The organism is Granulicella aggregans (assembly GCF_014203275.1).
In the GTDB taxonomy this organism is placed as follows: Bacteria; Acidobacteriota; Terriglobia; order Terriglobales; family Acidobacteriaceae; genus Edaphobacter.
The window spans coordinates 794,691-815,949 of record NZ_JACHIP010000001.1 but is presented as its reverse complement, the minus strand read 5'-3'; the positions used below and the strand labels follow the sequence as shown (position 1 = coordinate 815,949).

General features: G+C 59.8%; 18 protein-coding genes. 9 read left to right on the top strand and 9 right to left on the bottom strand.

The features are described 5' to 3' along the window. Nucleotides 1–80 precede the first annotated feature (80 nt). Complete coding sequence (locus HDF16_RS03405; protein WP_184213725.1) at nucleotides 81–650, top strand: DUF2306 domain-containing protein; 570 nt, start codon at nucleotides 81–83, stop codon at nucleotides 648–650. On the opposite strand, the gene HDF16_RS03400 is transcribed toward HDF16_RS03405, so the two are convergent. Then, nucleotides 621–1,682, bottom strand: a complete 1,062-nt coding sequence (locus HDF16_RS03400) for a cytochrome P450 (protein WP_184213724.1) — start codon at nucleotides 1,680–1,682, stop codon at nucleotides 621–623. The genes HDF16_RS03405 and HDF16_RS03400 overlap by 30 nt on opposite strands. 150 nt (nucleotides 1,683–1,832) lie before the next feature. Between HDF16_RS03400 and HDF16_RS03395 the strand changes: the two genes are divergently transcribed. Both HDF16_RS03395 and HDF16_RS03390 read left to right on the top strand, forming a co-directional pair. After that, on the top strand, nucleotides 1,833–2,663 hold the full coding sequence (locus tag HDF16_RS03395; protein WP_184213723.1) for a methyltransferase domain-containing protein: 831 nt from the start codon (nucleotides 1,833–1,835) through the stop codon (nucleotides 2,661–2,663). Between the two features lie 170 nt (nucleotides 2,664–2,833). Beyond that, nucleotides 2,834–3,610, top strand: coding sequence for a flavin reductase (locus tag HDF16_RS03390; protein WP_221312450.1), 777 nt, complete (start codon nucleotides 2,834–2,836; stop codon nucleotides 3,608–3,610). On the opposite strand, the gene HDF16_RS03385 is transcribed toward HDF16_RS03390, so the two are convergent. Further along, nucleotides 3,607–5,019, bottom strand: coding sequence for a hypothetical protein (locus HDF16_RS03385; protein WP_184213721.1), 1,413 nt, complete (start codon nucleotides 5,017–5,019; stop codon nucleotides 3,607–3,609). The genes HDF16_RS03390 and HDF16_RS03385 overlap by 4 nt on opposite strands. 201 nt (nucleotides 5,020–5,220) lie before the next feature. Here HDF16_RS03385 and HDF16_RS03380 point away from each other — a divergent pair, with 201 nt between their 5' ends. After that, a complete protein-coding gene (locus tag HDF16_RS03380; RefSeq protein WP_184213720.1) occupies nucleotides 5,221–8,739 on the top strand; it encodes a TonB-dependent receptor in 3,519 nt (1,172 codons plus the stop codon). Between the two features lie 94 nt (nucleotides 8,740–8,833). Then, nucleotides 8,834–9,661 carry a DUF1868 domain-containing protein gene (locus HDF16_RS03375; RefSeq protein ID WP_184213719.1) on the top strand — a complete coding sequence of 276 codons (828 nt, stop codon included), beginning with the start codon at nucleotides 8,834–8,836 and terminating at the stop codon, nucleotides 9,659–9,661. Nucleotides 9,662–9,674: 13 nt separating this feature from the next. Here HDF16_RS03375 and HDF16_RS03370 read toward each other — a convergent pair whose 3' ends face one another. Beyond that, nucleotides 9,675–9,911, bottom strand: coding sequence for a DNA-directed RNA polymerase subunit omega (locus tag HDF16_RS03370; protein ID WP_184213718.1), 237 nt, complete (start codon nucleotides 9,909–9,911; stop codon nucleotides 9,675–9,677). 110 nt (nucleotides 9,912–10,021) lie between these two features. Beyond that, nucleotides 10,022–10,708, bottom strand: coding sequence for a guanylate kinase (gmk, locus tag HDF16_RS03365; RefSeq protein ID WP_184213717.1), 687 nt, complete (start codon nucleotides 10,706–10,708; stop codon nucleotides 10,022–10,024). Nucleotides 10,709–10,762: 54 nt separating this feature from the next. On the opposite strand from gmk, the gene HDF16_RS03360 reads away from it, so the two are divergent. Next, a complete protein-coding gene (locus HDF16_RS03360; protein ID WP_348641228.1) occupies nucleotides 10,763–12,163 on the top strand; it encodes a sensor histidine kinase in 1,401 nt (466 codons plus the stop codon). A 66-nt stretch (nucleotides 12,164–12,229) separates the two neighbouring features. Here the strand turns inward: HDF16_RS03360 and HDF16_RS03355 are convergent, their stop codons facing one another. Next, nucleotides 12,230–13,351 (bottom strand): alkene reductase, encoded by a 1,122-nt coding sequence (locus HDF16_RS03355; protein ID WP_184213716.1) that lies wholly within the window; start codon nucleotides 13,349–13,351, stop codon nucleotides 12,230–12,232. A 146-nt stretch (nucleotides 13,352–13,497) separates the two neighbouring features. On the opposite strand from HDF16_RS03355, the gene HDF16_RS03350 reads away from it, so the two are divergent. Then, nucleotides 13,498–14,055, top strand: a complete 558-nt coding sequence (locus tag HDF16_RS03350) for a TetR/AcrR family transcriptional regulator (RefSeq protein WP_184213715.1) — start codon at nucleotides 13,498–13,500, stop codon at nucleotides 14,053–14,055. Here the strand turns inward: HDF16_RS03350 and bshA are convergent. The 3 genes from bshA to sseA are packed head-to-tail and all read right to left on the bottom strand — an operon-like array spanning nucleotide 14,030 to nucleotide 16,906. Beyond that, entirely contained in the window at nucleotides 14,030–15,190 is a 1,161-nt protein-coding gene (gene bshA / locus HDF16_RS03345) for an N-acetyl-alpha-D-glucosaminyl L-malate synthase BshA (RefSeq protein WP_184213714.1), read from the bottom strand. The genes HDF16_RS03350 and bshA overlap by 26 nt on opposite strands. After that, nucleotides 15,187–16,059, bottom strand: a complete 873-nt coding sequence (locus tag HDF16_RS03340; protein ID WP_184213713.1) for a ChbG/HpnK family deacetylase — start codon at nucleotides 16,057–16,059, stop codon at nucleotides 15,187–15,189. The genes bshA and HDF16_RS03340 overlap by 4 nt, the downstream gene beginning before the upstream one ends. Nucleotides 16,060–16,063: 4 nt before the next feature. After that, nucleotides 16,064–16,906, bottom strand: a complete 843-nt coding sequence (gene sseA / locus HDF16_RS03335) for a 3-mercaptopyruvate sulfurtransferase (RefSeq protein WP_348641227.1) — start codon at nucleotides 16,904–16,906, stop codon at nucleotides 16,064–16,066. Nucleotides 16,907–17,244: 338 nt separating this feature from the next. Here sseA and HDF16_RS03330 point away from each other — a divergent pair, with 338 nt between their 5' ends. After that, the gene (locus tag HDF16_RS03330; protein WP_348641226.1) at nucleotides 17,245–19,935 is read left to right on the top strand and encodes a glycoside hydrolase family 3 C-terminal domain-containing protein; all 2,691 of its coding nucleotides are present in this window, start codon (nucleotides 17,245–17,247) and stop codon (nucleotides 19,933–19,935) included. Nucleotides 19,936–19,955: 20 nt separating this feature from the next. Here the strand turns inward: HDF16_RS03330 and HDF16_RS03325 are convergent, their stop codons facing one another. Continuing rightward, nucleotides 19,956–20,783, bottom strand: coding sequence for a glycerophosphodiester phosphodiesterase (locus HDF16_RS03325; protein ID WP_184213711.1), 828 nt, complete (start codon nucleotides 20,781–20,783; stop codon nucleotides 19,956–19,958). Between the two features lie 279 nt (nucleotides 20,784–21,062). Here HDF16_RS03325 and HDF16_RS03320 point away from each other — a divergent pair, with 279 nt between their 5' ends. Next, nucleotides 21,063–21,242, top strand: coding sequence for a hypothetical protein (locus HDF16_RS03320; protein WP_184213710.1), 180 nt, complete (start codon nucleotides 21,063–21,065; stop codon nucleotides 21,240–21,242). Nucleotides 21,243–21,259 lie beyond the last annotated feature (17 nt).

The window sequence follows — 21,259 nt, the reverse complement described above, 5'->3', positions numbered from 1 at the left end:
AAAATATGCCATCTGCTCATAAAATTCCGGATTCACCAGGAGCGACGGATCGACGACTGAAGTACATAGTTTGGATAGCAATGCTCCTGGCGACACTCTCGGTGCTCTTCTACAGCGAGATACCACTCTTCAGGCAGCCACAAGAGAAGATTCAGCTCCATGCCCTTCGGTGGATACTCATCCCACACGCTATCGCAGGAACTTTTGCGTTGATCGGCGGCCCTTTCCAATTCTCCCGCCGTCTTCGCCAACATCATAGAGAACTTCATCGCATAGCAGGGCGTCTTTACGCTGCATCGGTCGGCCTCGCTGCCCCACTGGCGGTATTGTCGACCGCTTACAGTCACTACCCTAAAGCGATCTACTTTAAAGTAGCGATCGTCTTTCAGGCCGCAGCATGGGTGATCACAACGGGCTGCGGCATCTATGCAGCGATGAGGCGTCGCTTCGCTGTGCATCGGGTGTGGATGGTCCGATCGTATGCGGTCACCTTCACGTTCGTCGCAACTCGTGTTCTACAGCCGATTCCGGCGTGGAATCATCTTGGACGATTCTGGTTTGCAGCCGCCATCATCTGCATAACCTGCCTCGCTTTGTTGGTTCCGCAGATTGGCCGGTCATCACGCCTTCTCGTGATGCGTCTCTCTTAGTACTACGGGCAGCTGTGTGGGGGCGCGAAAGCCGGATCCTCCGTGCCAATCGACAGAACCGCTGAGCGTGGCTGATGCGAAGCGCGTCAATAGTGGGCGCAGTATCGCCGCCGAAGCCATGCGTAGCAGACTCGCTCCTACACAGGCATGCGGGCCGGCACCTAGGGTCAACTGTCCCGCTTCTCGGCGAAGGACTTCCAGACTGTTGGGGCATGCAAACCGCTCGGGGTCGTGGTTCGCTGCAACGATGCGCAGGATCAATTGATCATTCTTGGAAATAGAAGCCCCTGCAAGGACGATGTCCTCAGTGGCTCTTCGCCGCAGATACCGACTCAAGCCGGCGTAGCGCATAAGCTCCTCAATGGCTTGATCAACTGACGCGGGCTGTTTGTGCAGAATGGTCCATTGCTCCGGGTGCTCTAAAAGGGCATAGCATCCGTTCGCGAGCAGGCAAGGTAGAGTGTGCGACAAGGCAACAAATCCGGAATCGCGCAAACTTTCCGCCTTCGCATGAAAGCATGCTTGAAGCTCTGGTGTGACCGCTCGCGCGTTCTCACGCAGAACGGGGTCAGCGGGCTCTGCCGCGGAAGCCGAGACGGAGTGAGCGAGTTCCCTTAGGGATGCCGCATCCTTCTCCTCTATCTCAGTAACCATTGCGGCGAGCGCGAGACAGGCGGGACGCAGATAGGCCTCCAGCAGGTCTACGACCTGATCCTCTGGGAGGGATGCGAGTGTCTCGTCGATCGTGAGACTGATCGCATCCGCCCACGTGCGAAGCTGCACGTGAGACAGTGCCTCGATCGTCTGTGCGCGCATCCTTGCCATAGCGCGTTCGTCTTCTTCTGTCTGCAGTTGAGAGCTATACATCACGAGGCTTCTAGATCGCAGCGCGGCCAGCACATCGGCGTGCCTGCTCAGCACCCACGCATTGAGCTCTTGATCGAAGTAAGCAGGCTCGACGACAGGCGGAATGGGAGAGTCGAGTTCATCGCTCTTCCAGAGCGGCACCGATTTTTTCTCTGCTGAGCGCATATCGACTCCGCCTTTAGTGTGCCAAGGCTCGAGTGAATGCTTGTCAGGCATTTGTCAGCATTCCGTCACTTCCATCCCCATTCAAGCAAATGACAATGGTCTGACAATCGCGTGACAACCTAGGCTTTAGGACTTACTAGGCTGGAGAGCGTGGCGACGCCTTCCAATCCGCTTAGCTCGGCTGAGATCTACTGGAACGTCGCAGCCGAGACGTACGAAGAGGACTTCAGCGGAACGATCGTGGGAAAGATACGCCGCAGCGTCGTTCAGCAGGCGCTCGCGCGATCCTTCCAGCCGGGGCGGCGCGTACTTGAGATTAACTGCGGCACCGGTATTGACGCAGTCTTTCTCGCGCGCCGCGGCGTCCACGTCGTGGCCTGCGACCTCTCTCCACGCATGATTGAGCTCGCCAGAGCGCTCGCCGCGAAAGAAGACGTATCGCCGTCTCCTGACTTCCGTGTTCTGGCTACGGAACACGTCTCGACGCTCGTTGCAGAAGCCGCGTTTGACGGAGCTTTCTCCAACTTCTCTGGACTCAACTGCGTCGAAGACCTGCATCAAGTAGCCGACGACCTCGGACGTTTGCTGGAGCCGAATGCACGCCTGATCCTCTGCATGATGGGGCGCTTCGTGCCCCTCGAGATACTGTGGTTTCTTGCGCACGGCAGACTGAGGCGGGCCTTTTATCGTCTCCGTAGTCCGAGAACTCACTATGCAGGCACCACTGGCATCGTCATCAAGAGGCCCACGGTCAAACAGATCGAACGCCAGATACAGCCGGCATTCCGGCTGGTCGGATGGAAAGGCATCGGCATTGTTGTTCCGCCGTCTTATGCTGAGCCGTTCGCAACTCGCTTTCCGAGGTTCCTCCATTTCCTTGCAGCGGTCGACCGCCGCATCGGCTCTCTTCCACTCTTCCGCAACATGGCCGATTGTGTGCTTCTCGAACTCGAACGTACGCTGGTGGCTCCGCGCAAATGAGATTTGTTGCCAAGCTGCGTTCAGCTGTTCGGTCCTTCCTGTTGGGGCAGTCGGGATTCTCAACCGCCTTCGACCTTCCGCTTCAATCTCCGCAGACGGAGGTCGCAGTGTGGCTACATGGCCTTGGTGAACCACGTGACGTTACCTTCTGCCATTCCGTGGCGTGCCCGATGCCATGCATCTTCTGCATCGCCTTTGAGACGGATGGACTCGAACAGGCCGCCGATCATCAGCGCGTATCCCTTCATTTCGTTGAGCGCACTGCTAGCAGCCGACTACTCGGCCAGATCGACCTGGACTATCAGGACACCATCACAACTACTGGCCCGGAGTTGCGGCTTTATCGCGCAACGGCCTGTATCGAGACCTGCCTTCCGAGCTACCGGCGGTGGATGCGATCTCTCTACCTGGCGCGCGAGCGTTGGAAGGCCCTCCGGTCCGGACGTTCTCAAATTTCATCGCTCGACAGTCGATGCAACGAGATCGTCTTCTTCTGCCCGCGCCCCATCGTCCTCGTCAGCCTGTTTCATGGCAGCAGTGGCAACATCTTTCCCATGAACCTGATGGGCATGTTTGAGGAAGGGTACTTCGTCTTCGCCCTGAACCGCAGCAAAAAGTCCGCCGGTGCGGTGGCAGCAGCTGCAGAACTTGCCATCAGCACCATTCCCTTCGAGCATGCCGAACTGGCGCGCGGGCTTGGACCGAATCATAGCCAGAATTCAATTGACTTTGCACGTTTGCCCTTTGGCACATTTGCCTCCAGAACTCTCGGTATCCCTGTCCCTGAATTCAGCCTCGCCGTCCTTGAACTTCAAGTGGAAAAGGTTCTCCATCTTGGAAGCCATGATTTCTTCGTGGCCCAAATCATGAGCACCCAGGTCCAGGCCAGCGCTCCCGAGTTCTATCGCATTCATGGTCTGTATGCCGCACATCGCCGCCGGGCTTAGCGGTCTTCAATCCGCGATGCGATTACTTCCAGCCGAGAGGCCTCGACCCCGATGCTCCGGGAACGCAGAAGCAACTCGAAGTAGGGAATGGAACCGTCGGGTTTGCGGATGGAGCGTAGAAAGGGCAGCAGGTAGCCGTCGTCGAAGACGAAGTCCGCAGCGGTCTCGGTGCCGGCCATGGACTGGCCTTCGAGAATGAGAACCTTGCCCGAACCGCTCAGAGTAGGGCGATACGCGACGAGACCGTAGACGGTGTGGTCTGGATCGCTGGCGGTGGCGTCGTACTTCCGTTGCTCGCCCGGATGAGGAGAACGGTTGACGATGGAGAAGACCCCCGCAGTAAGGTCATTCTCGAAGTAGAAGTTCATCGAGGGCTCGAAGAGCTGGACCCATGGGGTTGACTCATAGGTGCCGAGAAGGACGAGGTTGCCCTGCTTGATATCGTCCATGCGTAGATCGCGAGCATAGCGGAACTGGGTGCGGTCCATGTTGAGGCCGGGGATGTGGAAGAGGTGGTTCTCGATACCGGCATCGACGATGGAGGTGTAGCGCCGGATGCCGATGTTGACGGTCTGGGCGGCGGGATAAGGGGATGGCGGAAGATTCTTAAGATAGTCGCCGTTGAGGTAGGTGTCGAGGGTAATGCGGCGCCTGGTCAGGTTTTGCAGGATGACGAGGCCGCTATCGGCAAGGATGACATTTGTCCTGTCGCTCGCATTGAAGAGACTCGACCAGAAGAGAGGTACGCTCTCGCTGACAGCGACGAAAGGTCTGGCGTGGCGGCGCTCCATCAGAAAAGCGCCGATGCTGGCCGTCGCGACGAGGGTGGTCACGATCAGGGCGATAGTGAGAGCCCTGACGAGGATCTTGTTTTCGCGTGGAGTCGCGCCTGACGTCTCGGCTGCGGATACGTGCGCCGGAACGCTCTGCGAAGGGAAGATTTCGGGGTCGATGACGATTGCGGGGTCGGGAAAGGGTCTTGGCGTTGCTGGTTGGGAGGGCGCAATCTGTGTCGGGCGAGGGGCCTGGCGGGTCTCGAAGACCGGGATGTATCCGCCCTTCGGAATAGTCAGAAGAAGCTCTTCTTCGGCACCCTCTTCGGTGAAGTATTGCCCGAGGCGATGGCGGAGTCTGCTGGCGTGGGATCGAACGATGCTGTCGATGCCGGGGTCGTAGTCGGGGTTGCGACCGAAGACGACGGAGCCGATGTACTGTTCGTTGATGTTGTGGGTCTGGCCGGTTTGGGCGAGCTGGCAGACACAGGTGAGGAAGCTCGAAAGGCGCTCTGACTTGGCGAAGGACGGGGAGGCGACGATGCGTTCCACCAACTGCCAGCGCGGGTCGTCATCGATCTCGGGCGACTGGGTGCGGCGGTTCGGTTTGGTCGGAGTTGCTATCAAGTTTGCCAAGAGGGTCCTGTTCGCAGCGCTGTCGAGAGGGTTATGCGAGGGTGACTTGAGGTTAAACGCACGTCGTGAAAGGACGGTAAATCGTTGCATCCGCGACGCTTATATCGTTTAACAGCGAAGTCGCTGCGAATTGCTTAGGTCTATCTCCAGCTGCTGGCTAGAGTTCGAGTCATCACAGCCAAATCTGGAGACCACCTCGCCATGAACCCTTGCTGCACAAATCCTTCGTCCTCTTCCACGTTCTTTCTGCGATTGCCTGCAAGGTTGTTGCTGCTGGCCCTGTTCCTGATTGCAGGGGTGACGGGTCTGCACGCGCAGTTTGACGCAGGCGCGGTGCTGGGCACGATCAAAGACCCTTCGGGGTCGAATATCGTGGCGGCGACGGTGCAACTGCTGAACCTGTCGAAGGGCTTGAAGGTGGTTCGCCAGACGGATGGGAATGGCGACTACGAGTTCGATAGTGTGCAGGCGGGCGAGTACACCCTGACGGTATCGGCCCCGGGGTTTTCGACGTCGACCACCGATCCGTTCACGGTGACGGTGGGGTCGCGACAACGCGTGGGACTGACGCTGAAGTTGGGCTCCAACAGCGAGAGCGTGACGGTGTCGGACGCGGCGAGCCAGCTTGAGACCGAGACCAGCGACCGCGGCGAGACGGTGCAGACGGCGGAGGCGGTTACGTTGCCACTCAACGGGCGATCGTATGCTGATCTGTCGGTGCTGGTGCCCGGAGTACGTAAGTCGCTTCTGGGTACGGTGGCGTCGAACCCGCCGCGCGATGCCTCGTACAACGCCAACGGCCTCACCTCGCAGTCGAATAACTTCGAGCTGGACGGCATCGACAACAATGCTTACCAGGAGGCGAACCAGGGTTACTCGAACGAGGCTGTGATTCCGTCGCCGGACGCGATCCAGGAGTTCAAGGTCCAGACCGATAACTATTCGGCGGAGTACGGACGAGCGGGTGGCGCGATCATCAATGCGACGACTCGAAGCGGAAGCAACGCATTTCACGGCGGTGCGTATGACTACCTTCGCAACACGGACCTGAATGCCTTTGGCCCCTTCGTCGGCACAGGTGTGAAGCCGACGCTGGTGCAGAACCAGTTCGGCGGAACCTTTGGCGGGCCGATCCTGCGAGACAAGGCGTTCTTCTTCGTCGACTATGAAGGTCTTCGTTCGATTGCACATCTTCTGACGACCGCGATTCTGCCGACAGCCACGGAGTTGACTGGCCTCTTCACAGCCGATGGCACAGCGGCAGGCGCTCCCGTGCCGGTGAAGAATCCCTATACGGGGACTGTTTATGCAAACGGCCAGGTTCCGTTGAGCGATCCGAACATCGACCCGGTTGCGCTTGCCGTGTTCAAGGTGCTACCCACGCCAAACATTCCGGGTGCCGCGCTTACCGCCAATAACTACCAGTACCTACCCGCCAGCACGACGAAGGACGACAAGGGAGACGCCCGTGTCGACTTCAATCTGAATGCAGCGCAGAACGGCTTCTTCCGTTATAGCCAGCGTGCGGTGCAGTTCTTCCAGCCGCCGAACTTTGCCGGTCCGGCCGGCGGCAACAACAACGGGACGCTTTTTGCGCGGACGCGACAGATTGCCGCGGGATATAACTGGACCGTGACGCCGAGCTCGATCCTTGAACTTCGGTTTGGACAGACCTGGACGGAGAGCGGCAAGAGTCCAGCGTATCTTGGGCAGACCAACTTCCTTGTGGGCGTTCCAAACGTTCCGCAAGACCCCAGCTATACGGGCGGCCTGAACACGCAAACGGTGACGGGCTTTACCGCCTTTGGAGAGCAGGCGACCAGTCCGCAGTTCACGAACCCCACGCAGGCGAATCCGAAGGTGAACTACACCTGGATCAAAGGCCACCACAGCTTGAAGGTGGGTTATGAGTATGGATGGCTCGCGCAGGCTATCTCGGACTTCCATCCGAAGTTCGGGTCGGACGTGTACTCCGGTCAGTTCAGTTCGGCCGGTAAGACGACGACGCCGCAGGCGGCTAATCTTGCCGACTTCCTCTTCGGTGCGCGTAACAACTATTCGCTCAACGCTGTGAATGAGGTGAACTACAAGCGCTTCTGGCACATGGGCTATGTGCAGGACGACTGGAAGGTGCTACCCAAGCTCACGGTCAACGCGGGACTGCGGTATGAGTTCATGTCGCCGAACTTCGAGCAGGACAACAAGCTGCTCAACTTCGATCCTGTAAATCAGCAGTTGCTGCACGCCGGTACAGGCACGGACGTAAGCAGCGATGCGGTCGGCCATGTCTTTAAGCTGCACTACGAGGGCGGCAGCTCCTTGGCGGACCGGGCACTGGTGAATCCGGACTATAAGGATTTCGGACCGCGCCTCGGACTTGCTTATCAGGCTCTCCCCGGGACCGTGGTTCGCGGCGGCTATGGCATCAGCTATGCGTATCTCTTCCGCTTCGGCGGCGAAGGTCTGCTTGCGTACAACGGGCCGGACAACTACTCCGCAACGCTGCCGGTGAATCAGACGCCGAGCCAGAGAATCTGCACTGCGCTTACTCAGGACCCTACTACCTGCTTCCGTCGCACCCAGGATGGGTACCAGACTAACTTCGCCGGGCCGAGCAACTTCACGACGACGCGCGCGCAGACGCGGTACACGCCGAAGGACTTCAAGAACGGCTACGTGCAGGCTTATCATGTTTCGGTGCAGCAGCAGTTGCCGAAGGACGCCACGCTTGAGGTCTCATACGTTGGCAACCATGCGGTGCATATTGCCACTCTCGAAGATACGAACCAGGCACGGTTGTGCACGGCGGCGGAGATCTCCGGTGGAGCGTGTGTCTCGACGGGAACGGCATCGCTGCTCAACCGGCGTCCAATCCAGAACTTCACGGATATTCTTACCGAGACCAACGCGGGGTTCCTGGTCTACAACTCGCTGCAGACGAAGCTGGAGCGGCGCTTCAAGAACGGACTGTTCCTGATCAACTCGTTCACCTGGTCGCGGGGCATCAATAACTCCTCTGCAGATCTGGAGGCGAACAACGGTGATGGCGCTGTGACGAACATCGCCAACCCAGCCGGGGATCGCGGGCCTTCGGGCTATGACCAGCCGCTGAACGATACGACCTCGGTGATCGCTGACCTTCCCTTCGGACATGGACGCAGGTATGGATCGAGCGCGCCGGCATGGCAGCAGGAGTTGCTGGGCGGCTGGCAACTGACGGGCATCAACATCGTCACCAGCGGTGTGCCGATCGACCTGACGTACACGGCGAACACGAATCAAGTCGTATCTACAACGAGCTCGGTGTATGCGCTGCGACCCAATCTCGTCACGACTGCGGGCGCGGTCTACGGGGGTACGCTGACGAAGTCGAAGAGCGCTCTTGGCGGCTATCTCAATTCTACGGCGGTCTCTGGACCGACGGGAGCGCAGCTCTTCGGCAACGCTGGCCGCAATAATCTGCGCGGGCCTGCATTCGCGCAGTTCGACCTGGCGGCGCACAAGAAGTTCACTCTGCTGACCGACCGCCAGACGCTGGAGTTCCGTATTGAGGCTTTCAATGTGTTGAACTCGACGAACTACATCAGCCCAAGCGCCAACATCGGTACGGAGAGCGCTGCGGGAGTGCTGAGCCCGAACGCCAGCTTCGGCACCTTCAGCGGAAGCACCAGCGTCTTCCCGTCGCGGCAGGTGCAACTGGCTCTTCGTCTCGCTTTCTAACTCAAACCGAAACCTCGCAAACGGGACGACCGTGGCCCTGTCTTTAGTGACGCGGGTCGTCCTGTTTCAAAGCCTCATGAATAAAGGACCTCTCATGCCTCGTGACACACAACTCCAAAGCCGTCGCAACTTTCTGCTCAGCTCCGCAGCCGCCTCGCTGGCTGGGGCGCTCCCCGTTTCGCTGATTGCGGAGCCTGCCCGGCCGCAGGCGACTGAGGATCATGACTCGGACAGCGCCATTCCCACGCGGGATACGGTGCTCAAGTTCTATCCCGATGGCCGCCGCCGGGGGTTTGCGGGCAACACCGTAATCTGCCATCTGCCACAGCAGAGCCACACCCGCGATGCGATCACGGCGCTGGGTGACGCGCTTCGCAAAAGTCCCTTCATCCACAAGCTCGGCATGCTTCCCAGCGAGAGTTACCACATGACCGTGTTCCCAGGGACGAACGACCAGGGCCGCACGGCTGAGAACTGGCCGTCGGATATTCCGCGTGATGCTCCGATCGCCGAATGTAATCGCATTATTGGCGAGCGTATGAAGAGCTTTGATACAGAGTGCCAGCTTCCGATTCGCGTGAGAGTGAATGGTCCGCATACGTTCGGCTATGGCCGCGCCTGCACGCTTCGGCTCTCGCCGGCCGACGAGGTGGAGAACCACAAGCTGCGGACCCTGCGCGATCGACTCTCAGAGGTGTATCGGTTCAGGCTGAAAGACCACGCGAACTATGCCTTCCACATGACCCTGGCCTACCAGGTTGCCCCTTTCACCCAAAAGGAACAGAGGCAGTACCAAGCTGTCCTGGAGCATCACATTCCAGCCATCATCGCAACGGCCCCGGTCCTAGAACTCGGAGTGCCCGAGTTCTGCACCTTCGAAGACATGTTTCGATTCGAGATCAAAACACTGTTGCAGGCTTAGCCGTTGCTATTTGTTAGACGTGGTCGTCTGGTTCGGAGATGTGATCTCCGGGCGCGGCCGGGATGTGGCTGCCCTTCTGGGTCACAACGTAGGAGACGGCACCGGAGCGGATCTCGTCCTGCGCGACGCGACAAGCCTTCATCGACTTTGAGACGCCGAGCGCGGGCGCCCCAGACTGCAGTTGACGGGCGCGGCGTGCAACACCTTTGACCAGGCTGTATTTGTTGTGGAAGGCACTCTCAATCGTCATGCTTTTCACCCCGTGCGGAGAGGGTAACTCACCGCGAAGGAATAGCCAAGGCAATTCCAGCATTACTGGGCAGGTGCGACGACGGAGTATGGCACGTAACTGAAACGGGATCAGGAGTTGTAAAAGGTTGTGAGAGCAGCTTCAAGCCGAGGCGAGGGAGCTGCGGTCAGGCAGGTGGATGCTGTCGCCGCGTCAGTATCTGCGGCTTGAGGTTGCTCTCCTGCGGCGATGATGCGTTCGCTAAGCACTATAGCGCGGAGTTCAGTGGCAGCCTGATCGAGAACATCGTTGACCAGAGCGTAACGGTAGTGCTCGAGTTGCTTGAGCTCTTCGCGGGCTTCGGTCAGGCGGCGCTCGATGACCGCTTCGATGGTCATATGCTCTGCCTGGCTGCGGTTGCGAAGGCGCAATTCAAGCACCTCCGGACTGGGCGGAAGGATGAAGATGGAGACGGCTGCTGGAAGCTTCTTCATTACCTGGAGCGCGCCCTGGACGTCGATGTCCAGCAGCAGGTCTTTGCCCCGTTCGCTGGCGTGCGCGAGGGCCGAGGCGGCGGTGCCGTAGAAGTTGCCGAAGACCTCTGCCCATTCCAGGAACTCGCCCGCGTCGACCATGCGAAGAAATTCTTCGCGGGTGGTGAAGTGATACTCGCGGCCATTCGTCTCCGAGCCGCGGGGCGCGCGGGTGGTATAGGAGATGGAGAACTCGATGCCTTCGACGAGGGTGAGCAACTGGCTGACCAGCGTCGACTTACCAGAGCCTGAGGGTGCCGAGATGATGAAGAGTATGCCTGCCATGGGATCGGATTAAGTGTAACCGCTGGCGAAGAACTCAGGCATTACAGTAAATGTGTGACCCATCTTGCCAACGCGGTCGATCCCAAGCTAATCCTCATCACGCTGCTGATTGAACTGGGTGTCGCGGCTGCGGTGTCGAGCTCGCTTGCGAGGTCTGTCCGCTTCAAGCGCCTGCTGTTGCAGAAGGACAGGAAGCCTCGGCAGACGCTGAAGCTTACGGCGATGATCTGCGTACCGCTGATGCTCGGCGTGTGGGTGAGGGTGACGGTGCCGAACTTCCTGGCGGCTGACATCAGCTTCGAAGCGACGATTCTGCTGGGTCTGCTCCTTGGGCCGGCCTACGCCGCACTAGGCGGTGCCGCAATGGCCTTACCCGCGGTGTTGCACCACGAGTACTGGGCGTTGCCGGTAAATCTGCTGGTGGCCGCAGTGGCGGGAAGCTTCAGCGCCTTTGTGGATGAGAACGACATCTGGCTTTTTTCGCCGTTGATCGATCTAAGCATCTATCGGTGGTTCAAGCGCAATGTGAGGCGGCCGCACTTCGATCGGCAGATCATTCTTCTGGTCCTGATCACGGCGATGCAGTTTGCCATCAGCCTGTTTGCCAGATTCTATCCGCGACACTTCTTCGATCTGTATGCGGACTCATGGTTAATCGAGCTGGCGATCTGCGCCTCGGCTCCGGTAGTCGTGGGCATACCGTTGAAGATCTGGAATGCGATCCGGATTGAGCGGCAGCTCGAAGAGCAGGGAAGGTTGCTGCTGGAGGCTCGGCTGGATGCGCTGCAGCGGCAGATCAATCCGCATTTTCTTTTCAACACGCTGAACTCAATCACATCGCTGGTGCGATCGCAGCCGGAGCTTGCTCGGGAGATGATCGTGAAGCTGGCGAACATCCTGCGCGTGTTGCTCAAAGACCGTGAGGCGTTCGTCCCGTTCAGCGAGGAGCTTGCCTTTACCGACGACTATCTGGCGATCGAGGTGGTCCGGTTTGGATCGAAACTGCGGGTGGTGAAGGAGATTTCTGAGGAGACGCTCAACATCGTCGTCCCCAGCATGCTTCTACAGCCATTGATCGAGAACAGCATCAAGCATGGGCTGGAACCGCGGATCAATGGGGGAACGGTGACGTTGCGCAGTCGGATTATTGATGGGCGGCTTGAGATCGAAGTGGAAGACGATGGCGTGGGTATGGCGCCGGAGAGTGCCTCCGCCTCGCCCGTGAGTGGACTGGTGCGGCCAGGAACGGGGATTGGCATGCGGAACGTGAGAGAGCGGATGGAGGTGCTCTACGGGCAAGAGGCCGAGGTGTCGATCGAGAGCCGGCCGGGGCGTGGGACCAAGGTGGTGCTGCTCATGCCGATTCTGGATTCGGGCGCGGGGCCGTGGGCGGAGCTCGGGGCGGTAGCGCAGGTGGGATGGGGAGCAGCCATGAAGGCGATCTCGCGGGGATAAGTCCTACGTCCCACCCATGCGCGATGAAACTGCGCATGGATGAGTTACCAGAGCTCACGAAGTGAGTTATTTTGAAGCGTAGGGTGTGTAGTCGGTGTACCCCTTTGCTTCAAAGGTGTAGAAGGTGCCGCGGTCGTAGTCGGTTAGTGGCAGGCCCTGCTGGATGCGTGCGGGCAGGTCGGGGTTTGAGATGAAGTGGCGACCGAAGGCCACAGCATCAGCATCACCGGCGGCGATGATCTTTTCGGCGGTATCGGGCTCGAAGCCTCCGGCGGCGATGATCTTTCCTTTGAAGATCTTGCGCAGGCGCTCCGCGCCAATTGGGGGTTGGTCGTCACCACCAACCACGATGTTTCCCCTGACGCGGGGTTCGACGACGTGAAGGTAGGCGAGGCCGAACTGGTTGAGTTGCTCGGCGACGTAGCTGAAGAGGGCATCAGGATTGCTGTCGTCCATGTTGTTCCACTTGCCGCCGGGGCCAATGCGGACGGCGACGCGGTCAGCTCCCCAGACTGAAATTAGAGCAGGGACGACCTCGAGCAAGAGACGTGCGCGGTTCGGAATGGAGCCGCCGTACTCATCTGTGCGGTGGTTGCTGTTGTCCTGCAGGAACTGGTCGACGAGGTAGCCGTTGGCTGCGTGAAGCTCGACGCCGTCGAAGCCGGCATCCATCGCGCGTTTAGCGGCGGCGCGGTAGTCCTCAATGATGGATTTGATCTCGGAGACTTCAAGAGCGCGGTGCGGCGAGGGCTTGACCCAGCCGTCCGGTGTGGAGGTGAGCTTCGTCTCGTCCTGCCAGTACTCCGGATTGACGGAGGCAGAGACGGGGTGGACTCCGCCATTGTTACTGATATGGGAGGCGCGGCCGGTGTGCCAGAGTTGCGCGAACATCTTGCCGCCCTTGGCGCGGACGCGAGCGAGAACCTTCTTCCAGCCTTCGACCTGCGCATCGGTGAAGAGGCCGGGAGCGCCGTACCAGCCACGGCTGGCGAGCGAGATGTTAGTGGCTTCGCCGATGATGAGACCTCCCTCTGAGGCGCGCTGTTCGTAGTATTCGGCCATGAGATCGCCGGGGACTGCGTCGGGCTGGGTGGAGCGAGAGCGGGTGAGGGGCGCCATGACGACGCGATGCTTCAGGTGCGTGGGGCCAAAGTCGACGGGAGTGAAGAGCTTGCTGGTGTTGCTCATTTTCTTGCCTCCGTGCTGCTTCTCTGATTCTCAGCAGTAGTTATGAACTAGATGGTTCAAAAGTCTAGGAAGATGCAAAAGTTAGGAGGCCGCAGCCGGCGACGCCATTATTGCACCGGACAGTGCAAAAGCCGATAATGAATTTTATGAGAACGGGCCGCCCAAAGAACTTCAACCGCGAAGAGGTGCTGGATAAGGCGATCCCGGTCTTTTGGAAGCATGGGTTTTCGGACACCACGCTGGCCGATCTGGAGACAGCGACCGGAGTAAACCGTTCGGGGCTTTATACGGAGTTCAAGGACAAAGAAGACTTGTTCTTAGCCGCATTGAAACGATATCTCGAGACAAGTGGGCTGATTGACGTTCTGGCCCAAGAGCCGAAGGGCTGGGCCAATGTAGAGAGCTATCTGCGCATGGCTTTGAGCTGCTGGCCGGGGCAGAAGGGCTGCTTTTCTGTGAGTTCGATGCGAGAGCTTGCGGTGCTGCCGGATGAGGCGCGGGCGATTGTGGCGAGGAGTATGACGCCGATCAAACGATTGCTGGTGGAGAACATAGAAGCGGCGGCCGCGCGAGGAGACGCGAGTTTTATCGCGGAGATGGCGATGACTTACTTCTCCGGGATCAGCATCGACCAGAACCTTGTAGGTAACGCGACAGGCTCGCGCAGGATCGAGAACTTTATGGGAGTTCTGCGGGAGCTTTAGCGGTGCGGTCGATCACGCGCTGGTAGTACTCCTCATAAAGCGGAATGATGCGAGTAGCGCAGAAGCGGTCCTGCGCGGTACGGCGGGCGGCGTGGGCCATGGTGCTTAGGTCGATGCGGTCTTTGAGTAGCCCGATGGCGGCGGCGGCCATGCCTTCAACGTCGCCAACTTCGAAGAGGCGGCCGGTGACGCCGTCGTCGATCAGCTCCGCGACGCCACCTACGCGGGTGGCGATGGCGGGAACACCGCAGGCCATGGCTTCGAGCGCTGCGAGGCCGAAGGACTCCATCTCGGAGGGCATGATCATGAGGTCGGCTAGCGGGAGAAGTTCGTTCACGTTGTCCTGTTTGCCGAGAAAGTGGATGCGGTCTTGAACGCCATGGCGCATGGCGAGGTATTCGGCGGCGGAGCGGTCGGGGCCATCGCCGATGAGCAGCAGGCGTGAGGGGACTTCCTTGGCGATGCGGGCGAAGACTTCGACGACGTCGGTGACGCGCTTGACCGGGCGGAAGTTGGAGAGGTGGACGATCAGCTTTTCGTTGGACGCGGCATAGCGGGGGCGCATCTCGGCGACGAGGTCGGGATTGCGGACGTAGACGTCGCAGTTGACGAAGTTATGGATGACTTCGATCTCGGAGTGGATGTCGAAGGCCTCACGGGTGCGATCGCGGAGATAGCTGGAGATGGCGGTGACGCCGTCGGACTCCATAATGCCGAAGCGGGTGATGGGCAAGTAAGAGCGGTCGAGACCTACGAGGGTGATGTCCGTGCCGTGCAGCGTAGTGATGAAGGGCAGGTGTTTGCCGCGGGCGGCGAGCATCTGGCGGGCGAGCAGGGCGCTGACCGAGTGCGGAATGGCGTAGTGGACGTGGAGGAGATCGAGCGAGTAGAACTCGGCGACCTCGGCCATGCGAGTGGCGAGGGCCAGGTCGTAGGGGGGGTGCTCGAAGAGCGGGTACTGATAGACCGCGACTTCGTGGAAGAAGATGTTGGCCTCGCGGCCGGTGAGGCGGAAGGGCTGCGAGGAGGTGATGAAGTGGATCTCATGGCCGCGCGCGGCGAGCTCGATACCGAGCTCGGTGGCGACGACGCCCGAGCCGCCGTAAGTGGGATAGCAGGTGATGCCGATCTTCATAGGTACCCATAGTGGATGAGCGCGGGCGGGTTTGGGTGCGAGAGTATTTCAGGGATGACCGCAAGCAGGGCATCGTACTCTATCTTGCGGTGGCTACGCAGGCGGGTTGAGATACCGTCGAGGTCAGTGTCGTTGTAGCCGGGGTGGCAGACGAGCTCCCAGGTGCCTTCGGGTAACTTTGCCATGATTTGAACGAGCGTTTGCTGATCCAGGTCGCCGGTGGCAGAGATGCCGATGCTACCGGTTGTGGAGCGGACCTCTTCGAAGAGTATTTCAGGTTGCGCGTTGAAGGGCTGCCGAAGCTGATCGAGGATCTTCATCTGGATACGGCGTGAGACGCCGCCGTGGCCGAGCGACCAGCTCCATCGCGCTTCGAACGGATGGCGGATAGCGCGAATGCCATGGGCTTCCGCGACCCGGAGCAGAGGACGCGTGACCTGCGGGAACATGTGGGTGTGTTTGTGGGTGTCGATGTGCGTGACGGCGATGCCGGCGTGCTGCAGCTTGCGAATCTGCGCCGTGGCTTCGCGCTCTATGTCGAGCTCGCTGATGCGACCGAGGACGAGATCGCGAACGAAGTCGAGAAGCTTTGGGCGGAGTGAACGGCGATCTAGGCCTGAATTTGGGCCCAGCAGCGAAGGGATCGATTCGGGCTGCGAGACGGGGTCGCCGTCGGTGAGAACGACGTGGCAGCCTACGCCGAGTGTTGGGTTGGCGTGGGCGATGGCGACGGCGTCGTCGAAGGCTGTGCCGTTGGCCATGAGCGTGGCTGAGGTGAGCGCGCCTGCCTGGTGAAGTTCGGCGATGGCGCGGTTGACGCCGGGCGTGAGGCCGAAGTCATCGGCGTTGATGATGAGGCGGGTCGGCATCGGATCAGGCTTGGGTCCCCATGATCTCTGCATCGGGCTGGGAGGCGTACTCGGCCCATGAACCGTCGTAGAGGCTGATGTCGTCTGCGCCTGCGAGTTCAAGCGCGAGAGCGAGGACAGAGGCGGTTACGCCGGAGCCGCAGGTGGTGGTGATGGGTCGGTTCAGGTCGAGGCCGCGTTGCTCGAAGGCGGAGCGTAGTTCTTCGCGTGGTCGGAGGCGGCCATCCTGCACCAGTTCGCCGAAGGGGAGACTGGTTGCGCCGGGCATGTGGCCGGAGCGCAAGCCGGGGCGTGGCTCCGGGGCGGTGCCGTTGAAGCGGGCTGCGGAGCGGGCGTCGACGACCTGAGCGTGAGAGGCCAAGAGGTCTTTGATCGACGCGAGATCTTTGACAGCGATGGGATCGAGCACGGCGGTGAATTGCGCGGCCGAACGATGCACGGAGCCTGGCTCGGTTGGGCCGCCGGAGGAGATCCACGCAGGCAGTCCGCCATCGAGCATGGAGACGCGCTTTGCGCCAAAGGCGCGGAGCGTCCACCAGGCCCGAGGCGCGGAGAAGACGGGCTGCTGCTCGTAGACGACGAGATGTGCCGTGCTGCTGACGCCAAGAGCCGCCATGCTGAGGGCGAAGGCTTCGGGCGACGGCAGCATGTGGGGCAGGGAGGTTTCGTGATCGGAGAGGGCTTCGATGTCGAAGAAGACAGCGCCGGGGATGTGGGCTTCGAGATAACGGGCGTGGACATCGACCACGGGAGTGACGCCAACGAGGGGAAGTGAAGCGTCGAGGACGATGATATCCGAGGCGGAGAGGTGTTCCTTGAGCCAAGCCGGAGAGACGAGGTAATTCACGGTGCGCTCTTTTCGAGGGAGGCGGCAGAGCATACGATGCCCGGCAGGGATTGCGATCTTTGCCGCGAATCGACTCGCATCGCGGCGGCTTCGAAACAGGTTTGCCTCTGTCGCTTATCGTAGCAAACGTGGTGGGTCAGGCTGCACTGACACAGTTCCACCCGGCGAGTGGCTTGCACATTCCAGTGGCCCGGACTTATAGTGGGTGCGCCTTCCAGATGCTTACAGAATCGCCCTGCGAAATCGATTTACTTCATCGATTGTCGGCTGGCGAATGCAAGGATGGCGTTTTGAAGTCCAGGGGATTCGATCTCAAGCAGGTTCAAGGAGTCAGACAAGTGACGCGAACGTTCGTGGTGGGTGCTCTTCTTCTCTCAGGTTCGATGCTGGCGCAGACGACGCCCGCTGTCTATCAGGATGCCTCACAGCCCGCTGCGGTGCGAGCGCACGATATCGTCTCGCGCATGACGGTCGAGGAGAAGGCTGCGCAGCTTGAGGACTGGGCGACGGCGATTCCGCGGCTCGGGGTTCCTGACTACCAGACGTGGAGCGAAGCGCTGCACGGCGTGGCGAACTCCGGCTACGCGACCGTTTTTCCGCAGGCGATAGGCATGGGAGCGACGTGGGACCCGGCGTTGTTGCATAGAGTGGGTGACATCATCTCGACCGAGGGCCGGTCGAAGTTCAACCAGGCACAGCGCGAGAACAATCATCGCATCTTCTATGGGCTCACCTTCTGGTCGCCGAACATCAATATCTTTCGCGATCCGCGCTGGGGACGCGGGCAGGAGACATACGGCGAAGACCCGTTCCTGACCGGCAAGATGGGCGTTGCTTTCATTGAGGGCGTTCAGGGCGACGACCCTGACCACCCGAAGGCGGTTGCGACGAGCAAGCACTTTGCCGTGCATAGTGGGCCGGAGTCGACACGACATACGGCCAACGTGGATGTGAGCCCGCGCGACCTGGAGGAGACTTATCTGCCGGCGTTTCGTACGACGGTGATCGATGGCCATGTGAAGTCGGTGATGTGTGCGTATAACGCGGTTGACGGCATGTCGGCATGCGCGAACACGATGCTGCTGAAGGAGCATCTGCGCGATGCGTGGGGCTTCAAGGGATTTGTTGTGTCAGACTGCGCGGCGATCATGGACGTGACGAACGGGCATCACAATGCCCCGGATATCCTGCACGCAGCGGTGATCTCGATCAAGGCGGGGACGGACCTTTCGTGCAGCATCTGGGCTCCGGGCTTCAACACGCTGGCGGATGCGGTGAAGCAGAATGTGGTCTCGGAGGATCTGCTGACGCAGGCGGCGGAGCGGCTCTATACGGCGCGCTTTCAGCTTGGCATGTTTGATAAGCCGGGGATGAACCCGAACGACAAGATTCCTTTTACGGAGACCGCGTCTGAGCCTCATCGCGAGGTGGCGCTGAAGGCTGCGCAGGAGACGATGGTGCTGCTGAAGAACACCGGGGCTCTTCCGCTGAAGAGGGAGACGCAGTCGATTGCCGTGGTTGGTCCGACGGCTGCGCTGCTGACCTCTCTGGAGGGCAACTACAACGGCGTTTCGGTGAATGCGGTGTATCCGGTGGACGGCATCATGAAGCAGTTTCCTGGCGCAGCAATTCACTACGCGCAGGGAGCGACATTGGCTACTGGTTTCAGCGTGCCGGTGCCACGCACGGTCTTCGGTGAAGGTCTTAAGACAGAATACTTCGCCGATGCCGATTGGACGGGACGGCCGGTAGTAGAGCGGATCGAGAAGGACATTCAACATGACTGGCGGGATGCAGCTCCGGTTCCGGAAATTCAGACGCACGACTACTCCGTGCGCTGGACGGGAATGCTGAGTGTGCCGGCTCCAGGTAAGTACACGTTTGTTGTGCAGGGCGGCGAAGGCTTTCCCTACTCTCCCAATGAGGTGTACAGCTTTGCAGTGGATGGCAAGGTGTTGGGTGAAGGCAGCATGACCGGCAGCAAGCTAGACATGGGCAACTTCAAGATGGCACCAGGAGCGTCGCCCTCTGCGCCACCGATTATGAAGGGGCCGAAGCCGCTTCGCATCGAGATGACGTTTGAAGATACAAAGCCGCATGCCTTCGAGATGAAGTACAGCCACTCCGGCGACCTGGCTGGCGGAGGCACGACGCTGCGCTGGGAGGCTCCGGCGAGTGGTCAGCTGCAGGAGGCTGTGGCTGCAGCGAATGCCTCTGATGTGGTCGTCGCGTTCGTCGGGCTTTCGCCGCAGCTTGAAGGCGAGGAGATGCCGGTAAAGATGGATGGGTTCAATGGCGGCGATCGCACCAGCATCGCGCTTCCGAAGTCGCAGCAGGATTTGCTGGAGGCGGTGGCGGCGACGGGCAAACCAGTGATCGTCGTGTCATTGACTGGGAGCGCACTGGCGATGACGTGGGCGAAGGAGCACGCTGCGGCGGTGATCCAGGCGTGGTACCCGGGCGTCGAGGGGGGCACTGCGATTGCGCAGACGCTGGCGGGCGAGAACAATCCTGCGGGAAGGCTGCCGCTTACCTTTTATGCTTCGGTTGATGACCTTCCCGCGTTTGCCGACTACACGCTGAAGAACCGGACGTATCGCTACTACTCGGGCAAGCCGCTGTGGGGCTTTGGATATGGTCTAAGCTATACGACGTTCAAGTATGGGCCGGTGCAGTTGTCTTCCGCTTCAGTCAAAGCTGGCGATCCGGTTACAGCGACCGTAGCTGTCACCAACAGCGGAGGCGTTGCTGGCGACGAGGTAGTCGAGGCGTATGTGAAGACGCCGCAGAAGGGCGGCCCTATTCACTCGCTGGCTGGCTTCAAGCGCGTGCATCTTGCACCGGGCGAGAGCCAAAATGTGGCTGTCGAGATTCCAGCACGGTCGTTCTCGAGCGTAGACGATGCGGGAGCACGTTCGATCCTGGCGGGTTCGTACAAGCTAAGCATCGGCGGCGCTCAACCCGGCGAGACAACGAGCAAGTCTGAAGTCTCCTTCACAATGAACGGGACGATGACGCTGCCGAAGTAGCCAGGGCTTGCTTTGAAGGTTCAGCGCGGATTGCTAAGCGTTCGTCGAAGCGCTTCAGGGTGGTTGGAGACGAGGATGTCTACCGGGCGATCTTTCAGATACTCCCGGTAGACATCCTCGCCGTTTGCAGCGAACTGCAGGTCGGGGCCTTCCATCAGGTCCGTAATGATCTTCTGCCCTCGCTGGTGAGCGTACTGAAACAAGGCAGGTTCGCCGGTGCGGGGCAGGTAAAGGTCTATAGGGTGTTGACCTGCGGTCTGAATTGCCTGGTCCACCTCGGATTGAGTCTTGGTGAGGATTGAGACTCGTACCTGAGGATCAGAGGCAAGTGCCGCCTGAGCTGTTGCCTCGTCGAAGGTAAGCAGGATCGCGCGATTGAGAAGTCCGTATCGTTTCAACTCCGAAACGACCTGGGCCGACGGGGCATCCTTCAGGTCCACCATTAGCTCAATCTGATGGTGTTGCGCCCAAACTAAGAACTGATCGAAGGTTGGGATTGCCTCCACGAGACGCCCAGTCTCCGGTCCGCGGAGGTGGACTTGTCTGAGCTCTGCCGCAGACTTGGACAGGACTGGCCCGGCGGCGTCGGTGGTCCGGTCCAGCGTGGCGTCATGGAGGAGATAGAGCCGCCCATCGCTGCTTCGACGCAGGTCGAACTCAATCATGGCAACGCCGGCTTGGGCTGTCTTCTCCATGACGGGCAGGCTGTTCTCAACCTGTGAGGGCGAGAGCCATCCACGGTGCGCGCACACGACAGGCTGCTGGTGGTGCGACTGGGGTGGGGCCGGTTGTTGCGCGTAGAGGGCAGTGGTGGCGGAACAGAGTAAAAGAGTTCTAAAAGTTAGCATTTCGTCTCCACCAACCTACACCTTGCGCTATGAAACTTCATTAGAACTAAATCAGTAACCTCCCCTCGCGATCGTGGCGAGGGCTTTTGTTGCCTATTGGCAAACTCTACGAACGGTGACATGCCTTTCGGTGAGCCACTCATCGATGTTTATCGGGGCATAAGTGCCTGTATTTACGGCAGTTTTCGCATAGGCAATCTAACAAGGTAAGCGAGAGGAAAAAGAGACAGGGACACATAGTCTCCGGCCAGCGCAGATGCGCTGAAAAGGAGACTCACCTTGTTCAAAAAGATTGCCACCTCGTCCGCCCTTGCCATCGCCCTTCTCGTTGCGCCAACCACGAAGATGTTTGCCGGGACGCTGCCTACGCCGTCCGCGGTTACCGGTGGCGACCCTCAGCCGACAGGTGAGTCGATCGTTGCTATCGCCTTGATTATTCCTTCACTCGCGGTTCTCTAACTGTCGTAAACTTACTG

Bases quoted from the DNA above. Each gene is read 5' to 3' on its own strand.
- HDF16_RS03390 (WP_221312450.1), top strand. From the start codon at position 2,834: ATGCCATGCATCTTCTGCATCGCCTTTGAGACGGATGGACTCGAACAG.
- HDF16_RS03405 (WP_184213725.1), top strand. From the start codon at position 81: ATGCTCCTGGCGACACTCTCGGTGCTCTTCTACAGCGAGATACCACTC.
- bshA (WP_184213714.1), bottom strand. From the start codon at position 15,190: ATGAAGATCGGCATCACCTGCTATCCCACTTACGGCGGCTCGGGCGTC.
- HDF16_RS03370 (WP_184213718.1), bottom strand. From the start codon at position 9,911: ATGACGATTGAGAGTGCCTTCCACAACAAATACAGCCTGGTCAAAGGT.
- HDF16_RS03350 (WP_184213715.1), top strand. From the start codon at position 13,498: ATGAGAACGGGCCGCCCAAAGAACTTCAACCGCGAAGAGGTGCTGGAT.
- HDF16_RS03340 (WP_184213713.1), bottom strand. From the start codon at position 16,059: ATGCCGACCCGCCTCATCATCAACGCCGATGACTTCGGCCTCACGCCC.
- HDF16_RS03325 (WP_184213711.1), bottom strand. From the start codon at position 20,783: ATGCTAACTTTTAGAACTCTTTTACTCTGTTCCGCCACCACTGCCCTC.
- HDF16_RS03355 (WP_184213716.1), bottom strand. From the start codon at position 13,351: ATGAGCAACACCAGCAAGCTCTTCACTCCCGTCGACTTTGGCCCCACG.
- HDF16_RS03380 (WP_184213720.1), top strand. From the start codon at position 5,221: ATGAACCCTTGCTGCACAAATCCTTCGTCCTCTTCCACGTTCTTTCTG.
- HDF16_RS03375 (WP_184213719.1), top strand. From the start codon at position 8,834: ATGCCTCGTGACACACAACTCCAAAGCCGTCGCAACTTTCTGCTCAGC.
- gmk (WP_184213717.1), bottom strand. From the start codon at position 10,708: ATGGCAGGCATACTCTTCATCATCTCGGCACCCTCAGGCTCTGGTAAG.
- HDF16_RS03400 (WP_184213724.1), bottom strand. From the start codon at position 1,682: ATGCGCTCAGCAGAGAAAAAATCGGTGCCGCTCTGGAAGAGCGATGAA.